This is a genomic window from Corynebacterium mucifaciens (genome assembly GCF_012396315.1).
GTDB classification, from domain to species: domain Bacteria; phylum Actinomycetota; class Actinomycetes; order Mycobacteriales; family Mycobacteriaceae; genus Corynebacterium; species Corynebacterium mucifaciens.
This window is the reverse complement of sequence record NZ_JAAXPF010000005.1, coordinates 107466-122590: the sequence shown is the minus strand read 5'-3', so window position 1 is coordinate 122590 and position 15125 is coordinate 107466. Positions and strand designations below refer to the sequence as shown.

At 65.1% G+C, this 15125-nt stretch carries 15 protein-coding genes; 6 read left to right on the top strand and 9 right to left on the bottom strand.

Annotated elements, in window-relative coordinates; translation table 11 throughout:
• Positions 1–6: 6 nt before the first annotated feature.
• Complete coding sequence (locus HF989_RS06025; protein ID WP_246233834.1) at positions 7–1524, bottom strand: acyl-CoA carboxylase subunit beta; 1518 nt, start codon at positions 1522–1524, stop codon at positions 7–9.
• Between the two features lie 263 nt (positions 1525–1787).
• Between HF989_RS06025 and acpS the strand changes: the two genes are divergently transcribed.
• Entirely contained in the window at positions 1788–2165 is a 378-nt protein-coding gene (gene acpS / locus HF989_RS06020) for a holo-ACP synthase AcpS (protein ID WP_168684805.1), read from the top strand.
• Between the two features lie 5 nt (positions 2166–2170).
• Here the strand turns inward: acpS and HF989_RS06015 are convergent, their stop codons facing one another.
• Entirely contained in the window at positions 2171–2650 is a 480-nt protein-coding gene (locus tag HF989_RS06015; RefSeq protein ID WP_343033562.1) for a type 1 glutamine amidotransferase, read from the bottom strand.
• Positions 2651–2974: 324 nt separating this feature from the next.
• On the opposite strand from HF989_RS06015, the gene trpS reads away from it, so the two are divergent.
• The gene (gene trpS, locus HF989_RS06010) at positions 2975–3976 is read left to right on the top strand and encodes a tryptophan--tRNA ligase (RefSeq protein ID WP_168684801.1); all 1002 of its coding nucleotides are present in this window, start codon (positions 2975–2977) and stop codon (positions 3974–3976) included.
• Positions 3977–4083: 107 nt separating this feature from the next.
• On the opposite strand, the gene HF989_RS06005 is transcribed toward trpS, so the two are convergent.
• Complete coding sequence (locus HF989_RS06005; RefSeq protein ID WP_168684799.1) at positions 4084–5811, bottom strand: IS3 family transposase; 1728 nt, start codon at positions 5809–5811, stop codon at positions 4084–4086.
• A gap of 185 nt (positions 5812–5996) precedes the next feature.
• Between HF989_RS06005 and HF989_RS06000 the strand changes: the two genes are divergently transcribed.
• Positions 5997–7091, top strand: coding sequence for a YhjD/YihY/BrkB family envelope integrity protein (locus HF989_RS06000; RefSeq protein ID WP_168684797.1), 1095 nt, complete (start codon positions 5997–5999; stop codon positions 7089–7091).
• Here the strand turns inward: HF989_RS06000 and HF989_RS05995 are convergent.
• From HF989_RS05995 to HF989_RS05975, 5 genes are all read right to left on the bottom strand, one after another.
• The gene (locus HF989_RS05995) at positions 7051–8298 is read right to left on the bottom strand and encodes a serine hydrolase (protein WP_168684795.1); all 1248 of its coding nucleotides are present in this window, start codon (positions 8296–8298) and stop codon (positions 7051–7053) included. The genes HF989_RS06000 and HF989_RS05995 overlap by 41 nt on opposite strands.
• The gene (locus tag HF989_RS05990) at positions 8299–9429 is read right to left on the bottom strand and encodes a TRIC cation channel family protein (protein ID WP_210729053.1); all 1131 of its coding nucleotides are present in this window, start codon (positions 9427–9429) and stop codon (positions 8299–8301) included.
• A gap of 90 nt (positions 9430–9519) precedes the next feature.
• Positions 9520–10758, bottom strand: a complete 1239-nt coding sequence (locus tag HF989_RS05985) for a hypothetical protein (protein ID WP_168684793.1) — start codon at positions 10756–10758, stop codon at positions 9520–9522.
• Between the two features lie 10 nt (positions 10759–10768).
• Positions 10769–11851, bottom strand: a complete 1083-nt coding sequence (locus tag HF989_RS05980) for a C40 family peptidase (protein WP_246233824.1) — start codon at positions 11849–11851, stop codon at positions 10769–10771.
• A complete protein-coding gene (locus HF989_RS05975; RefSeq protein WP_168684791.1) occupies positions 11848–12129 on the bottom strand; it encodes a hypothetical protein in 282 nt (93 codons plus the stop codon). The genes HF989_RS05980 and HF989_RS05975 overlap by 4 nt, the downstream gene beginning before the upstream one ends.
• A gap of 84 nt (positions 12130–12213) precedes the next feature.
• Between HF989_RS05975 and upp the strand changes: the two genes are divergently transcribed.
• Complete coding sequence (gene upp / locus HF989_RS05970; RefSeq protein ID WP_168684789.1) at positions 12214–12849, top strand: uracil phosphoribosyltransferase; 636 nt, start codon at positions 12214–12216, stop codon at positions 12847–12849.
• Positions 12850–12963: 114 nt separating this feature from the next.
• Positions 12964–13365, top strand: coding sequence for a helix-turn-helix transcriptional regulator (locus tag HF989_RS05965; protein ID WP_168684787.1), 402 nt, complete (start codon positions 12964–12966; stop codon positions 13363–13365).
• Positions 13366–13377: 12 nt separating this feature from the next.
• Here the strand turns inward: HF989_RS05965 and HF989_RS05960 are convergent, their stop codons facing one another.
• Positions 13378–13791, bottom strand: a complete 414-nt coding sequence (locus tag HF989_RS05960; RefSeq protein ID WP_168684785.1) for a hypothetical protein — start codon at positions 13789–13791, stop codon at positions 13378–13380.
• 113 nt (positions 13792–13904) lie between these two features.
• On the opposite strand from HF989_RS05960, the gene HF989_RS05955 reads away from it, so the two are divergent.
• Positions 13905–15086 (top strand): amidohydrolase, encoded by a 1182-nt coding sequence (locus HF989_RS05955; RefSeq protein ID WP_168684783.1) that lies wholly within the window; start codon positions 13905–13907, stop codon positions 15084–15086.
• The last annotated feature ends 39 nt before the right edge of the window (positions 15087–15125 follow it).

The following is a 15125-nucleotide window of genomic DNA, read 5'->3' as shown; positions in this document are numbered from 1 at the left end:
GCGGGATTAGAGCGGGATATTGCCGTGCTTGCGCATTGGACGCGCCACGGTCTTGTCACGGAAGAAACGCAGTTGCGCTGCGATAACAGCACGGGTTTCGCTTGGGAGGATGACCGAATCGATCAGGCCTCGCTCAGCGGCCTTGTACGGGTTGAGCATCTCGTCCTCGTAGTCGCGCTCGTACTGCGCAATCAGTTCGCGGAGCTCCTCGTCGTTCACGCCGGAATCGCGGGCGTTTGCAATGTCTTTGCGGTTGATGAAGCCGACCGCGCCAGACGCACCCATCACCGCGATCTGCGCGGTAGGCCACGCCAGGTTCACGTCAGCGCCGAGGCCCTTCGAGCCCATCACGCAGTACGCGCCGCCGTATGCCTTGCGCATGGTCACGGTCACCTTCGGTACGGTTGCTTCGCCGTAGGCGTACAGCAGCTTCGCGCCGCGGCGCAGAATGCCGCTGTGCTCCTGGTTCGCGCCGGGCAGGAAGCCGGGAACGTCCACCAGCATGACAATCGGGATGTTGAAGCTGTCGCAGGTGCGGATGAAGCGCGCGGCCTTTTCAGCCGAGTCAATGTCCAAGCAACCTGCGAGCACCATGGGCTGATTAGCGACGAAGCCAACCGGCTGGTCCTGAATCCGACCAAACGCAGTGACGACGCTTTCAGCGCGCTGCTCCATGACCTCCAGGAACTCGCCGTCGTCCGCGATATGCGAAATCACGTCGCGGACCTCATAGGGGGTGTTCGGTGAGTCGGGGATGAGGGAATCCAGCGCCTTGGCGTCGGTGGCGTCTTCATCGGCTGGGGCCGTGGGGCGCGGGGCCGACTTCTGCCGGTTGTTCGATGGGAGGTACTCCAGCAGGTCAGCCACCCAATCCAGCGCGTCCTCGTCGGATTCCGCAACGTAGTGGCAGTTGCCGCTTTGCTGCATGTGGATCCATGCGCCGCCGAGCTCCTCCTGCGAGATCTCCTCGCCCGTGACTGTCTTGATCACGTCCGGGCCGGTGACGAACATCTTCGAGGTCTCATCCACCATGACTACAAAGTCGGTCAGTGCGGGGGAGTAGGCGTTGCCGCCCGCGCAAGCTCCCATGATCACGGAGATCTGCGGGACCACACCGGAGGCTTCGATGTTGTGCAGGAAGGTCCGCGCGATCCAGTCCAGCGACACCGCACCGTCCTGGATGCGCGCACCCGCGCCTTCGTAGAGGCCGATCAGTGGACGACCGGTGGTGACGGCAAGCCGCTGGATCTTGGTCATCTTCTCGCCGTACACCTCACCCAACGCGCCGCCGAAGACGGTGCCGTCCTGGGAGAAGATGCACACCTCGCGTCCGTCAATCGTGCCGAATCCGGTGACGATGCCATCTGTCGCCGGTCGCTTCGCCTGCATTCCGAAATCATGCGTGCGGTGGCGTGCGTGCTGGTCGAACTCCACAAACGAGCCCTCATCCAGCAGGTAGTCCAAGCGCTCACGTGCGGTCAGCCTGCCTGCTGCGCGGACCTTCTCCAGCGGCTTCGACCCCATCGGCTCGGCCGCTTCGGTACGACGTTGCACGAGGTCATCGTGTTTTTCGGCCGTGGTCGCCGGTGCCGGGGTTTGCGCCGTCGTCGGCGGTACCGACTCTGGCCGTTCAGTCGGATTTACACCTGTAATCGTATCTGACATGCTGGCATTTTAAACCTACGAGTCCGTAAGTTACTAGTCCGTAGGTCAATTCCCAGCCACGCAACAGGTTCAATCACGAACGCCAACCCCCGATGGACATTCAAGAAAATTAGGCTTTGACCATGCATATCGGCATCGACGTCGTCTCTATTTCAACCTTCGCCCAACAAATCGAACTCCCAGGTTCAACCTTCGAGTCTGTGTTCACCGACCGCGAAATCCGCACTTGCAACACCAAACCGAACCGTGCCGCATCCTTCGCCGGACGCTGGGCGGTAAAGGAGGCCTACGTCAAAGCCTGGTCCCAAACGATCATCGGCCAGCCACCGCTTATCGCCCCAGACGAGCTCAACTTCGCCGAAATAGAAGTGGTCGACGACGCATTCGGACGCCCCGTGGTCCAGTTGCGCGGTGAGGTCGCACGGTTAGGACCCCGAGTGCACAGCGTCTCCCTGAGCCATGACGGCGACTACGCGGTCGCCAACGTGATCGTGGAGTAGGGGCCCTAGGACTGAGCGGCTTGGACGAAGCCGGCGGCGAGGGTGAGGCCTGTGAGGCCTGTGCGGGTCAGGTAGTCGTCGTAAATAGAAAGCTTCTGGGTGACAGCTGCTGCGTCGTAACCGCCGCGGGCGGCCCACTGAACTGCGACGTCGGGGGCGCATTCGGGGTGGAACTGGACCGAAACGATGGAGCCAAGACGCATCGCGTGGATGGGACAGCGGGCACCCGAGGCGAGCAGTTGCGCGCCGGGCGGGAGTGATACCACTGCATCGTGGTGGGATTCGACCACAACCAGTTTGTGGTCGAGGGTGCCGAGAAGCGGGTCAGTACGACCGGCCTCGCTCAGCGACACCCGCGCGGCGCCTTCTTCATCCTGACTGGCCAGACCGACGGAAACATCTCCCCCGAAGCAGTCAGCGATGATTTGGTGGCCGAGACAGATACCCAGAACCGGCATGTCAGACGAATGAGCAGCGCGAAGGATATCGTGGACGGCAGGCAGCCAAGGTGCGGCCTCCGTGTCCAGAGCGTTGGTGCGACCGCCGAGGAGACGAGGGCGGAGGTGGTGTCGTCGATACGCTGTGGCGCTTGGGTGAGATCTACGACATCGAGTTCAGCACCGGCGCGTTCCAGCCATGGGCCGAGGCGCTGGAGCGGGCTGATCGGGTCAGGCTGGAGAACAGTGATGTGCACAGGAGGTGTCTCAGGGCGGCTACTCACAGTCATCGCTGCTCCTTTCGTGGGCTTCATCTTAGCGAGTAAACAACCCCCGGTTCCCTCGAATGCGCATCGGGCTAATATGTGATGCATGCAACGCGTGCTTTCCGGAATCCAGCCCACTGCTGACTCCTACCACCTGGGAAACTACCTGGGTGCGTTGAAACAGTGGATTGATCTGCAGGATAGCTACGAGGCCTTCTACTTCATTCCGGACCTGCACGCGATCACGGTGGACCAAAACCCCGAGGAGCTGCGCCACCGCACCCTCGCCGGCTGCGCGCAGCTCATCGCGCTGGGCATCGACCCGGAGCGCTCGACGCTCTTCGTGCAGTCCCACGTTCCGGAGCACGCGGAGCTGACCTGGGTGCTGCAGTGCCTGACCGGCTTCGGCGAGGCCAGCCGCATGACGCAGTTCAAGGACAAGTCCGCCAAGCAGGGCCAGGACCGCACCTCCGTTGGCCTATTCACCTACCCGGTGCTCATGGCCGCGGATATCTTGTTGTATTCCCCGCAGCTCGTGCCAGTGGGGGAGGATCAGCGGCAGCACCTCGAGCTCACGCGCAACCTCGCGGAGCGCTTCAACACCCGGTACGGCACCACCTTCACCGTGCCAGAGGGCATGATCGTGGAGGGCGCGGCGAAGATCTACGACCTGCAGGATCCCACCTCCAAGATGTCCAAGTCGGGCTCGAACCCGAAGGGCATCGTGAACCTGCTGGACGAGCCGAAGACGTCAGCAAAGCGGATCCGGTCCGCCGTCACCGACAACGACGGCGTGATCGCCTACGACAAGGAGAATAAGCCGGGCGTGTCCAACTTGTTGGTGATCCAGTCGGCGCTCACCGGCACACCGGTCGAGGAGATCGTCGCCGGCTACGAGGGCCAAGGCTACGGCGCGCTGAAGGTGGATACCGCGGATGCGCTCGAAAGCTTCACGACGCCGCTTCGCGCCCGCTACGACGAACTCATGTCTGACCGCGCCGAGCTGGAAGCCATCCTCGCTCGCGGGGCCCAGCGCGCCCGCGAGGTAGCGGCCCCGCTTCTGGCGGACGTGTACGACAAGGTCGGCTTCCTCGCCCCGAAGCGGTAGCGGCCGCTGGGGTTTACGCGCGGATCCAGCTACAAGGATCCAGCTATTGGCCGAAAGGGGGTGCGGACAAAAAGTTGGAGTGCGTTTTGGGGGACGTTGTCTCGTTGTTACGCACTCAATGCTTGCCGGTGCTCGGCGATGGTGGTGCACCCTTTGCCGAGTGTCGACTTCAACCGACGGTGGATATAGAAGTCGATGTAGGCATCAACATAGTCACGCATCTGCGCAACCGTCATCGTCGACACCACCGGCCTGCCTTTGAGTAACTCTTGTTTCATCGTGCCGAAAAACCCTTCGGTGCGCGCGTTATCGCCGCTGGTGCCTTTGCGCGACAGCGACGGGATGTAGCGCCACCGACTGCTACACCACACATCAGCCTGGCAGGCAGGGCAATCCAGACTGTTGTGGGTGTGATCGGTAATCAAACTCACCCACCGCGGGCTTCGGTACAGCCCGCCCCGGTCGGAATGGATGATCGGTTTTGCCCCGTCGGGTTTGCTCTTATCGATACGAGCGATCATCTCAGCGACAAGGCCATGATCCGGTGACGTCGACATGGTCACCGCCACGGGCATGCCGTCGTAGAAGTCGATCGCCGCTGATAGGAACAGTTTGCCGTCCAGGCAGCGAATTTCGGTGACATCGGTGCCGATTTTCTCCCATGGCGCATCCGCGTGGAAATCGTGGGTCAGCCCCAACGCGGCGGCATGGTCGGTGAAATACTGCGACGGCGCAATCACAGGCCTGGCCGCATCCGCTTGTGCGTCACCGTCGGCGCTGCCGCTGCCGGTATGCGGGGTCATCAGCAGCAGGTTTGCTGGTTTATGGTCGGTTTCACCGGTGTAGGAGGAATACTTACCCGCCTGCTTCGCCGGCGGGCGGCACCCAAGCTCTGTCATGAGGGCGCGAACGATCTTTTCCGACACCGTATGCCCCCTGATCTTCAACCAGGCGTAGATGCGGCGGTAGCCGTAGCTTTGCCCGGATTCCGCCGCTGCCTGCAAGATCAGCGGTTTGAGCGCATCGCGGCGTTGACGGCGCTGCTGGACCACCTGTGTATGGGTGCGCTGGTGGTAGTAAAACGTCGCCGGTGCAACCCCGACCAACCCGCATGCTTTGGCAACAGAAAACCCGTACCTGTCCGTGAGGGCCACAACCACCGCCGCTTTCGCCGCAGTGGATAACTCACCGTCACGGACGCGGTCTTTTCCCTGCGTGTCACCGCCGTCCATGAGCACGTCAATGATGGCGTCTTTGACTCGTTGGCGGTCTCGTTCATCAGCCAGCATTTTCTTCAGCACCGCCGGATCATCCGGCAAGGCATCCATATCCGGTATCGGTCCTGGCCCTGGCAGCCACTCGTCGACTGGACGCGGTTTCCTGCCTGTTTTGCCGGTGGTGTCTGCGCGGTGGTGCTGGCTGGCGCGTTTCGCGTTGCGGTTGTTGCTCACACGGTTCATTGTCGCCTGATACACCTTGTCGAATGGCATCGACGCCGCGTGGTCGCGTTGTTTCTCGTCGGGCCAATACTGCCTCGTCCACCTCAATGCAGCGGTGTCGTTGACGTCGAACTCCGCGGCAATGTCGCGCAGCGTCGAATCCGAGGTCAACCTGCGGGCGACTACCTTGGCGATCGTCTCGGCGCTATAGGTGCGGCGCGCGGTATCGCCTGTGCGTCCGCGGCGTTTGGCGGCAACCCAATTGCCGACCGTGTGCACTGACGGGCGGCGACTGCAGACGCTTTCAACCCAACTGCACACTTCCCGGGCAGATGAGCCGGCTAAAAACCTCTCGATCGCACCATCGCGGATATCAGATGGAAATGCTGCGGGCATCGGAATACCTTTCAGCCCCCAACACTCCAACTTTTTGTCCGCGCTCCCAAAAACAGCGAATAGCTGGATCCTTGTAGCTGGAAACTCGCGGCGGGTGTGGCTGCGGCGCACGCGTACTCGCCCCGTCGGCGCGCGGGCTGCTCTACGATGTGTTCGGTAAACGACACATATATGAAGGGACGTCGATGGCAACCTCGACCGCGCCGCGTAAGGCGTACACCGACGAACAAGGCATTGAACGCGCCTCGAAGCAGCAACAAGAGGGCCTAGAGGACAAGGTGGAGCAGAAGTCTCACGCCGCCGGCCACCTGTTGCGCATGAACGACCGCTTCGGCTCCCAGGGCGGCAACCAGATGGCCGCCGGCGTCACGTACTTCTCAGTCCTGGCGCTGTTTCCGCTGCTGATGCTCATGTTCGCGGGTCTCGGTTTCTTCCTCAACGCTCGCCCGGACCTGATGCGCGACATTCAGGACCAGATCACCCAGTCCCTGGACGGGGATCTCGGCAACATGGTAAACCAAGTCATCGACCAGGCTATTGAGCAGCGCAGCGCGGTCGCCGGTGTCGGTTTGCTCACCACCTTGTGGTCCGGCCTGAACTGGATGAATCACCTACGCGTGGGCGTGTCCGCGATGTGGAAGGTGGACGCGAACGAGGGCGGCAACTTCGCCATGAAGAAGCTCGCGGATTTACTCGGCCTGATCGTGCTGATTCTGCTGTTCGTCGTGGCAGCTGTGGTGACCGCTATCGGCGTGTCCAGCTGGACGTCTACTGCCATGGATCGCCTCGGTATCGGGGATTTCCCGGGTTCGCGTGCGGTGGTCTGGATTGTCGGCTTTTTGGTCAGCGTCTTGGCCAGCTTCCTGGTCATGCTGTGGGTGAACATGTATATGCCGCGCACGAAGGTGCCGGTGAAGTCGGGCCTGAAGGGTGCCTTGCTCGGCGCGGTGATCTTTGCCGTGCTGCAGCAGTTTGCCGGTCTGGTCATCTCGTCGGCTACGGGCAACCCCGCGGGCGCGATCTTCGGCCCGATCATCACACTCATGGTGCTGCTGTACCTGATCTGGCGAGTGGTGCTCTACGTCGCCGCGTGGACCGCCACCACGGACGAGTCGCTGGCGCTGGAACCGGCTGAGGTTCCGGAGCCGGCTGTGATCAACGTCCGCGCGGGCGCCGTGCGCGGCAGGGACGAGCAGAACGCCGCCGGTAAGGCCCTCGGCGTGGGCGCGGCCCTCGGCGCTATCGGCGTCGGCGTTGCCTCGTTGTTGTCGCGAGACTGATCGCCGCAGCTCCGACGGCGAGCACGAGCACGCCCGCCACAATCGCATAGGACTGCCAGCGGTTCCAGGCCGTCTCCTCCCCAGCCACAGGCGTGGGGGTGGGGGCGGCTTTCGTTGTTGTCGGCGCGGCTGGTGCTGCCAAGGGCTCAAGCTTTGCGATGGAGCTTCGCACACCATACGCCTCATTCAGCAGCATCTGTGCTTGTTCCCACGCGCGGTGGTCATAGGCCGCGGTGTCGAGCACCACGGCCAGCAGGCGCCGCCCCTCGTGGTCGACGGCGCCGACGAAGGTATGGTTCGCGTCGTCGGTGTAGCCGGTCTTGCCGCCGATGCCGTCCGGGTCGTTGAGGTAGAGCTGGTTGTCGTTCCACAGTTCGAACGGCGGCAACCCGTCGAAGCCGGGGAAGCGGTAGTGCTCGGTGTCGACAATTCGGGCAAACGTCGGGTTCGTAAACGCAGCGGCGTAGGCGAGCCCCATGTCCCAGGCAGACGTGGACATGCCCGCGCTGTCCAACCCCGAGTAGGAGGTGGCGCGGGTGTCGTGCATCCCCAGCCGCCGCGCGAGCGCATTGATCTTGCCGAGGGTGAGCTCGTCGCCGCCGAGCGTCTGGGCCAGCGCGTGGGCGCAGTCGTTGCCGGAGGCCAGCAGTAGACCGGTGAGGAGATCTTCGACCGTGTAGTCGCCACCTTCGCCGATGCCGGCGGCGGAGCCCTCCTGCCCGGCGGACTCGGCGGAGACCGGCACCTTCTGGTCCAGTGGCAGCTCATTGATGACGGTAAGCGCCAGCAGGACCTTGATGATGGAGGCGGGACGGTAGCGACCGTGCGGGTCTTTCATCGCCACCACCTCGCCCGCGTCCAGGTCGGCGACTAGCCAGGCCGAGGCGACCACGCCGTCTGGGACGCTGTAGCCACCGGCGGCGGTGACGCCGCAGGGGCCGTGGTAGCGCACCGGCAGTGGCGTGGGGGAGGACGCTGCGCGCTCCGACGTGGAGACCGGCTCCGGCGGCCAGGTTGCCTGCGGGCAGTGGTCCGTCTCGGGCGCGCGGCCCCGGCTCGGCGGGATCCAGTTGCCGCCGTCGTCGTAGTAGCCCACGGTCGGGCCGGCCTCTGACGGTGTTGCTGTAGGTGTTTCGGTGTCTTGGGCGAACGCTGGCGTCGATACGCAGAAGCTCAGCGCCGCCGCAGCTGCCACCGCGCGCTTCACCTACGCATCCTTTTGTTTGTAGCGCGCGGAGAGGCGCTCGATGAGCTCGTCGGTCAACGCGTCGTCCGACAGGATGATGTCCAGCATGTCCGCGTTCATCGCCTCCGTCTCGGCCGGGTCCGGCTCGGCGCCTTCGTCGTCGTACGAGTCGCCGGTGAGGTCCACGCCGATGCCGTCGAAGAGCCCCTCGTCATCGGTGGTCTCCGGTGCCGAGGCGCCTGCGGCGGCCAGCATCTCTGCGTCGATGGCGGGGAACTGGGAGGTGAACTCGGTGAGGAAATCGTCGGCGTCGCTCATCGCCTCAGCCGGGCGCTTACCCTTTCGGATCTCAGCCTCGATGCGGCGCTGCAGCGCCTTTTCCATCTGGCGGTGGCGCCACGAGCGCACCCGCGTGGGCTCGAGCTCGCGGGCGACCGCGCGGGACTTGTCTTCGGCCTTGCGCGCCAAGTGAGCGACCTGCGATGCGGTGGCGTTGACCGTCGTGTTCACGGGCGCGAAGTCGGAGTCGGTGGAGATGCGCCAGTTGCCGTAGTAACCGAACAGGAACATGGCGAAGCTGACCACGGGGCCCACGATCATCGCCAGCGCCAAATAGCCGGTGGCGTTGCCCAGCAGCGTGATCACCGCGCAGGCGACCGCCGGGATCACCGTGGGCTGATTGCCGCCGAAGACGCTTGGCTCGCGGCCGGTGACCACGTCGCGGATCATGCCGCCGCCGGTAGCGGTAAACACGCCCATCATGATGGTGGGCAGTACAGGCAGGCCGTACTGAATGGCCTTCGACGCGCCGGTGGAGGCCCACAGCGCAGACACGAGCGCGTCGCCGTGGGACTGGAGAAACTCCCAGGCGCGTCCCTTGAAGTACGTGAACCGGGCGATCAGCGCGCCGGTGAACGCCAAGATGAGGTACTCGGGTTGGCTCATCGCGGCGACGGTGCCCTGGTTAATCAGCACGTCGCGCAACATGCCGCCGCCCAGGGCGGAGAGCATGGCGATGAAGAAAAAGCCGACGATGTCGTAACCGAGCTGGCGCGCCATCGTGCCGCCGATGATGCCCATCAGCAGTACTCCTGAAACGTCCATCCAGTGATAGATGGAGCTGATGAGCGGGTCGACCTGGTCCACTGCCATAGCTGCGAATTGTAAAGGTGGCACGATTGTCGGGCATATCGGGGCACCGCGACCCCGGAGCGTTTGGCCCCACCAGCGCCCCGGCGGGGTTTAGAACTTGGAGAAGCGCTTAATCAGCTGGTTTTCCATCTCGGTCCAGGTCTCCGCCTTATCCGTAAACGGCGCGGACGGCACGTACCCCGCGGCCTCGGTGGAGCCGAGCATGTACGCCAGGTAGTCCTGCATGCGCGGGTTAGCCAGCAGCAGGGAATTGAGCGAATCGTCGCCCGCCCAGTCCGCCGCGTCCGCGAGGAGCTCGTAGGCCTTGGCCATCTGCTTCACGTCAACCGAGTCGGTGCCGTTGGCAATGTCGTCGGCGATGCCGTTGAAGGAGTGCGAGTTGTCCGGATGGACCTCGACTGTGAGCTCGCCCGCGTTGGCGGTGTCGATGAGGTCTTGCCAGGTGGACACGCCCGCGAGGTCGTGGTCGCTGTTCTCCAGCAACCAGCGCCCCAGGTGCTTGGTGGACGGGAAGGTGAAGATCTCGCCGTACTTGCCCAGGAACACCGGCGAGCTGTTCAGGTAGGTGCGCAGGGTGTACACGCTTTGGCCCTGGATGGTGATCTTCACCGGGTCGATGCCGGCGCGGCCCCACGCGGAGGAGTCGTACGGGTCCTGCGCAGCGGCGCGAGCCTCCTCGTCTACGCGTGCTTGCTCGTCGGCGGCGGCGCGGGCCTCGGCTGCGGCGGTGATGGCGGTGCCGGCGGCGGCAACGCGGTCCGCGTCGAGTTCACTGGTGTCTACGACCCTGACCGCCTGGTCCAGCGATGCGACCACGTCTTGCCAGTTGGCCAGCACGACGCGTCCGACGCCGGACCACTCGGACAAGCCGGTGTCGCCCGTGTAGTGCTCGGAGCCGCGGGAGACGTTGCTCAAGATCGAGTGGGAGGCGAAGAAGATCTGCGCCTGCTCCGCGGAAGCGACGTCGGCAAGCGAGCGGGCGATCTGGAACACGCGCGACAGGCTGGCGACGTTTTCGTGGCTCGGACGGCCCGCCAAGAACTCCGGCGCACCGATGATGTCGTAGTAGTGCTTCTCGTCCGGCACCACGCGGTCGTCTCCCTGGGCCCGGAACTGCTCCCACTTCGGGTGGTCCACCAAGTCGTGGGTGTTGGTGGATGATACGTACGCCGACAGCTCCTCGGGGGAGTGGAAGGCCAGGACGGACTGGTCGTTGCCCAAGAATGCTTGCCACTCGCTGCCCTTCTCCCTCCACGTGGGGGCCCAAAGGGTGTAGAAATCGCCCTCGGTCAGGGAGAGCTTGACTGGGACAATCGCGCGCGTAGTCATGCGGCAAACTCTAGCCGGTCGGCCTCCAGAATCCACGGAAGCTCATGCCCAGGTTCTCCGTGCGCACCGGGTTCATCTGCACTGGGTCACCAGCCTCAATCATCATGCCGTCACCCGCGTACATGGCGGCGTGGCCGGACCACAGCACCAGGTCGCCCGGCTGCAGTTCGTCGTAGGACACCTGCCTGCCCACGGTCTGGTCCGCGGCCACGCGCGGGATGTCCAGCCCCGCCTGTTTGTAGGCCCACGAGGTCAGCCCGGAGCAATCGAAGCCACCCGGCGCGGCGCCGCCCCACACGTACGGCGTGCCGAGCTGGCTCTTCGCAGCCGCGACGGCGGCTGCACCGACCGGGGAGCCGGGCGCCTGCGCCGGTGTCGGTTCCGGCGGCGGCGCGGAGGCCTGCACAGGCGCTGGCGGTGGTGGCGCGGCGACGGCGGCCGCGGGTCGTGTCGCCGGCGGCTCCGGGGCCGGTGCGGCAGGGGCTGGCGCGACGGTCATGGATGCGAGGCGCTGCAGGTCCCCGTGCGCCTTTTCCGTGATCGGCCCCGGGCCCGGTACGGCGCGCCCCATCGCGGCGGACGTTTCCGCGGTGAGCGCGCCCGCAATTGCGTGCAGGTCCTTCTCCAATGCTTCTAACACCTGCATTGCGTTGTTGAGTGCGTCGGCGATCAGCCCGGCGACAAACGCGGTGGCGCCGAGAGGGCCCGCGGGTGAAGCGGCGACAGCGGGCGCGGCCATGGCATTGCGGACAAGGCCTGCGGCGATGGACGAGAGTTCGAAGGCCGCCGTGCTAATCCGCGCGCTGCCGCGCAGCAGGCTGTCGCTGATTGTCGCGCGGTACCCCGCGAGTGCGGTTGCGGCGTCGGCGCGGGACGTACCCGACGCGTTGGCCACCTGGGCCAGCGGATTGAAGTCCTTGAAATCCGGCATGCGGAATCCCGGCAGGGTGGGAAGGTCGACGGGCAGCAATGTCGACAGCGTGCCGGCGGTGCCGAGCACGTCCAGGCCAAAGTCGAGCGTGCGGTTGCCGGTCACATCCGCGGGGCCGGTGAAGCGCCCCAGCATCTCGAGTGCCGTGCCAGCGTTTTTCATAGCGACGCCTCCAGCTTCCGGCACGTGCGGTCGTCGACCGCCACGGCGGCATCGACGGCAAGGTCCATGGCCGCGGCGATGCGGTTGGCTTCAGCGCGCAGCGCCTCCGCGTCGGTGTTGGCTTTTGTAATGGCCTGGCTCAGCGCGGCGCTGAATTCGCCGAGGGGCCAGAGGTCGGGCACGTTGACGTCGTCAAGCAATTGCAATCGCGCAGCGTCGGCACGCAGGGAGTCGGTCATCGCGGACACGGCGGTGGGGTCAATGTGAAAAACAGTCATGGCCATTGGACGCGCAAAACCCCGGTGCGGTTCCGCGACGCGGAAAAACGCTGGCGCGCCCAGGCGTGAACTAGCATGAACCGCATGGATATTCAGGTTGTCAACCATCCCCTTGCTGCGTCGCGGCTGACCATCATGCGCGACAAGCGTTCGGATAACGCGGCGTTTCGCGCGGCGCTCGCGGACCTGGGTGCGATGCTGATCTACGAAGCGGCGCGCGGCCTTGAGGTGGAGGAGTTCGACACTGACACCCCGGTAGCCACCGCGCGGGGCACGCGTCTTGCCACCCCGCCGATCATTGTGCCGATCATCCGCGCTGGCCTGGGCATGATCGACCCCGCGCTCTCGATGATCCCGGACGCGCAAGTCGGCTTCATTGGCTTGGCGCGCGACGAGAAGACCCACGAACCGGTGCCGTACATGGAAGCGCTGCCGGACGATCTTTCGGGCCGGCCAGTGTTCCTCGTGGACCCGATGCTCGCCACCGGCGGCTCGCTTATCCACGCCATCGACCTCTTGGTGGGGCGCGGCGCTGACGACATCACATGCATCTGCATGGTTAGCGCACAGCCGGGCGTGGACAAACTCGAAGCTCACGGCGGCCCGGTGCGTTTGGTGACGGCCACGGTAGACCCCTCTCTGAACGAGGACGCCTACATCGTCCCTGGTCTCGGCGACGCCGGTGACCGCCTCTACGGCCCCCGCAACATCGAGCTGTAAGCCTGACGACGTTCCTCCGGTGGCGCGCCCGCTCATCCCGCGCTACATTGCGTGGCGTAACAAGCCGCATGCTGTGGGAAGCGTACGGCGCACGGGGATATCTTGGGGGAACGCATGGGGGACGTATTGCCGCAATCGCACTGGGCGAGCTACGCGCTGGGGCTAGGGGAGCGCGTGCGTGCTATCCGGCTAATGCGGGGCTTGAGCCAGTCGCGCTTGGCGGAGCTCGCGGGCGTGTCGCGCTCGCTGATCTCGAACTTGGAGCGCAACGACTACAACTCCAAGGTGGCCGACCCCACCTTGAGCACGTGCTACCGGCTGGCCTCGGCCCTGCAGGTCCCGCCGGCCGCGCTGCTGCCCGGCGCGGCGGACCATGTTGACGGTTGCTTCCTGCTGGTGGACGCGGATGCACCTGCGCCGATCCGGTTCCAGTGGCCGCGGAGCCCCCGCGATACGGCCCGCTTCCGCGACACGTACCTGCGCCGCGGCGCGCCGAGCGACACGCCGGCGTTCTAAACGGCTTTCGGGTTACCGGTCGGCCTCGCGCACCAGGCCGTCCGGGGTGATGTCGACGTCGATGTCTTGCCACCCGAGTTCCCAGTATCCGTCGTCATCCCACTCGACCTCCGCGTCCCCAGCGTGGGCTGCGTCCAACACGGCCTGCACGTCTGCCTCGGCCAGGCCGTCCTCGGCCATCTCAGCACGGGCCTCATCGGTGTACCGAGTGACTGCCCGAGGCAAGTCTTTAGTGTTGGCGGCGCCTGCGCCGGTAGGTGCGGGGGCGCTCGTTTGTTCACTCGTCACAGTTTCGGAGGAAGCTACCGTCTCTGTGGATACCGCGGTGCTCTGGTTGCCGGGCTCGTTGGTGCCGCTGCAGGCCGTCAGGCTGGTCAGGGCGACGGCGGTGGCGGCTACAGTCGCAACAATTCGGGTTGAAGTCATAGACAGCAGTATAATAACTTGTTCCGCACCGCTTTGTCTACTTTCGGGGTCGTGGGCGTACACTCGTTGCAGCGAAAGAGGATGTCTGAGACTGACCAATAAGGGGAGCGCACGTGGAACACGCCGGAATCGCCGCTGCGGTAGATCGCTGGTTCGCTGAGAATCAGGAGCGTGTGATTGGCTGGCGGCGCCACATCCACTCGCACCCGGAGCTGTCCAACGAGGAAGTGGAAACCACCGAGTTCCTCACCGAGACGCTGCAGAGCTACGGCCTGTCCCCGGTGCTCTTTCCGGGAACCGGCCTCTACGTGGATCTCGGCCCGGCGGAAGGCAAGCGGCTGGCGTTTCGCGCGGACATCGACGCGCTGCGGGTGCCGGAGCAGACGGGGCTGAGTTTCGCCTCCGCGAACCCCGGGGTGTCCCACTCGTGCGGCCATGACGTTCACACCACCGTCGCGCTCGGGCTCGCGTGCGCCCTGTCCACGGTGGATTTGCGCCACCCCGTGCGCGTGATCTTCCAGCCGGCCGAGGAAGTCATGGGCGGCGGGGCGCTGGACGTCATTAAATGGGGCGCGCTCGACAACGTCGCCGCCATCTACGCGGTGCACGCTGAGCCCCACATCAGGGTCGGGGAGATCGGCGTGCGCACCGGGGCCATCACCTCCGCCTCCGACGTGATCCGCATCGAGGTCCAGGGCCCCGGCGGGCACACATCCCGCCCGCAGCTCACCGCCGACGTGGTCTACGCCATGGGTGCGCTCATCACTCAGCTCCCGGCGCTGCTGTCGCGCCGGGTGGACCCGCGTACCGGCACGGTGCTGGTTTTCGGCCACGCGGAAGCGGGCGACGCCGCTAACGCCATCCCCAAACTCGGCGTGCTCGAGGGCACTGTCCGAACCGCCGACATCGCCACCTGGCGCGAGATCGAGGACCTGCTCACCGACCTCATCGACCTCGTGGTCGCACCCACCGGCTGTACCTACCACCTGGACTACATCCGGGGCGTCCCGCCTGTGCTCAACGACGACGCGGCCACCGCCTTGGCAGTCCAAGCCGCCCGAGCCGTGGACCCTCACTCCGTGGTCGCGGCGCCGCAGTCCAGCGGCGGAGAGGACTTCTCCTGGTACCTGGAGCACATCCCGGGGGCGATGATGCGCTTGGGCGCCTGGAGTGGCGAGGGTGAGCACCACGACCTGCACCAGGGCAACCTCAATGTGGACGAGCGAGCCATCGGGGTGGGGGTGCGTTTGTTCGGGTCTATCGTGGAAAAGTACTTCCACCCGGGCGAAGACTAGGCCGCGTCTGGGTACACTGTGGCGTTGTTTGGACCCCGT

Excerpts from the sequence above, each read along its gene's own strand:
- HF989_RS05980 (WP_246233824.1), bottom strand. The coding sequence starts at position 11,851 with ATGAAAAACGCTGGCACGGCACTCGAGATGCTGGGGCGCTTCACCGGC.
- HF989_RS05990 (WP_210729053.1), bottom strand. The coding sequence starts at position 9,429 with ATGGCAGTGGACCAGGTCGACCCGCTCATCAGCTCCATCTATCACTGG.
- HF989_RS05985 (WP_168684793.1), bottom strand. The coding sequence starts at position 10,758 with ATGACTACGCGCGCGATTGTCCCAGTCAAGCTCTCCCTGACCGAGGGC.
- HF989_RS06000 (WP_168684797.1), top strand. The coding sequence starts at position 5,997 with ATGGCAACCTCGACCGCGCCGCGTAAGGCGTACACCGACGAACAAGGC.
- HF989_RS06025 (WP_246233834.1), bottom strand. The coding sequence starts at position 1,524 with ATGGGGTCGAAGCCGCTGGAGAAGGTCCGCGCAGCAGGCAGGCTGACC.
- acpS (WP_168684805.1), top strand. The coding sequence starts at position 1,788 with ATGCATATCGGCATCGACGTCGTCTCTATTTCAACCTTCGCCCAACAA.
- HF989_RS05965 (WP_168684787.1), top strand. The coding sequence starts at position 12,964 with ATGGGGGACGTATTGCCGCAATCGCACTGGGCGAGCTACGCGCTGGGG.
- HF989_RS05975 (WP_168684791.1), bottom strand. The coding sequence starts at position 12,129 with ATGACTGTTTTTCACATTGACCCCACCGCCGTGTCCGCGATGACCGAC.
- HF989_RS06005 (WP_168684799.1), bottom strand. The coding sequence starts at position 5,811 with ATGCCCGCAGCATTTCCATCTGATATCCGCGATGGTGCGATCGAGAGG.
- upp (WP_168684789.1), top strand. The coding sequence starts at position 12,214 with ATGGATATTCAGGTTGTCAACCATCCCCTTGCTGCGTCGCGGCTGACC.
- trpS (WP_168684801.1), top strand. The coding sequence starts at position 2,975 with ATGCAACGCGTGCTTTCCGGAATCCAGCCCACTGCTGACTCCTACCAC.
- HF989_RS05960 (WP_168684785.1), bottom strand. The coding sequence starts at position 13,791 with ATGACTTCAACCCGAATTGTTGCGACTGTAGCCGCCACCGCCGTCGCC.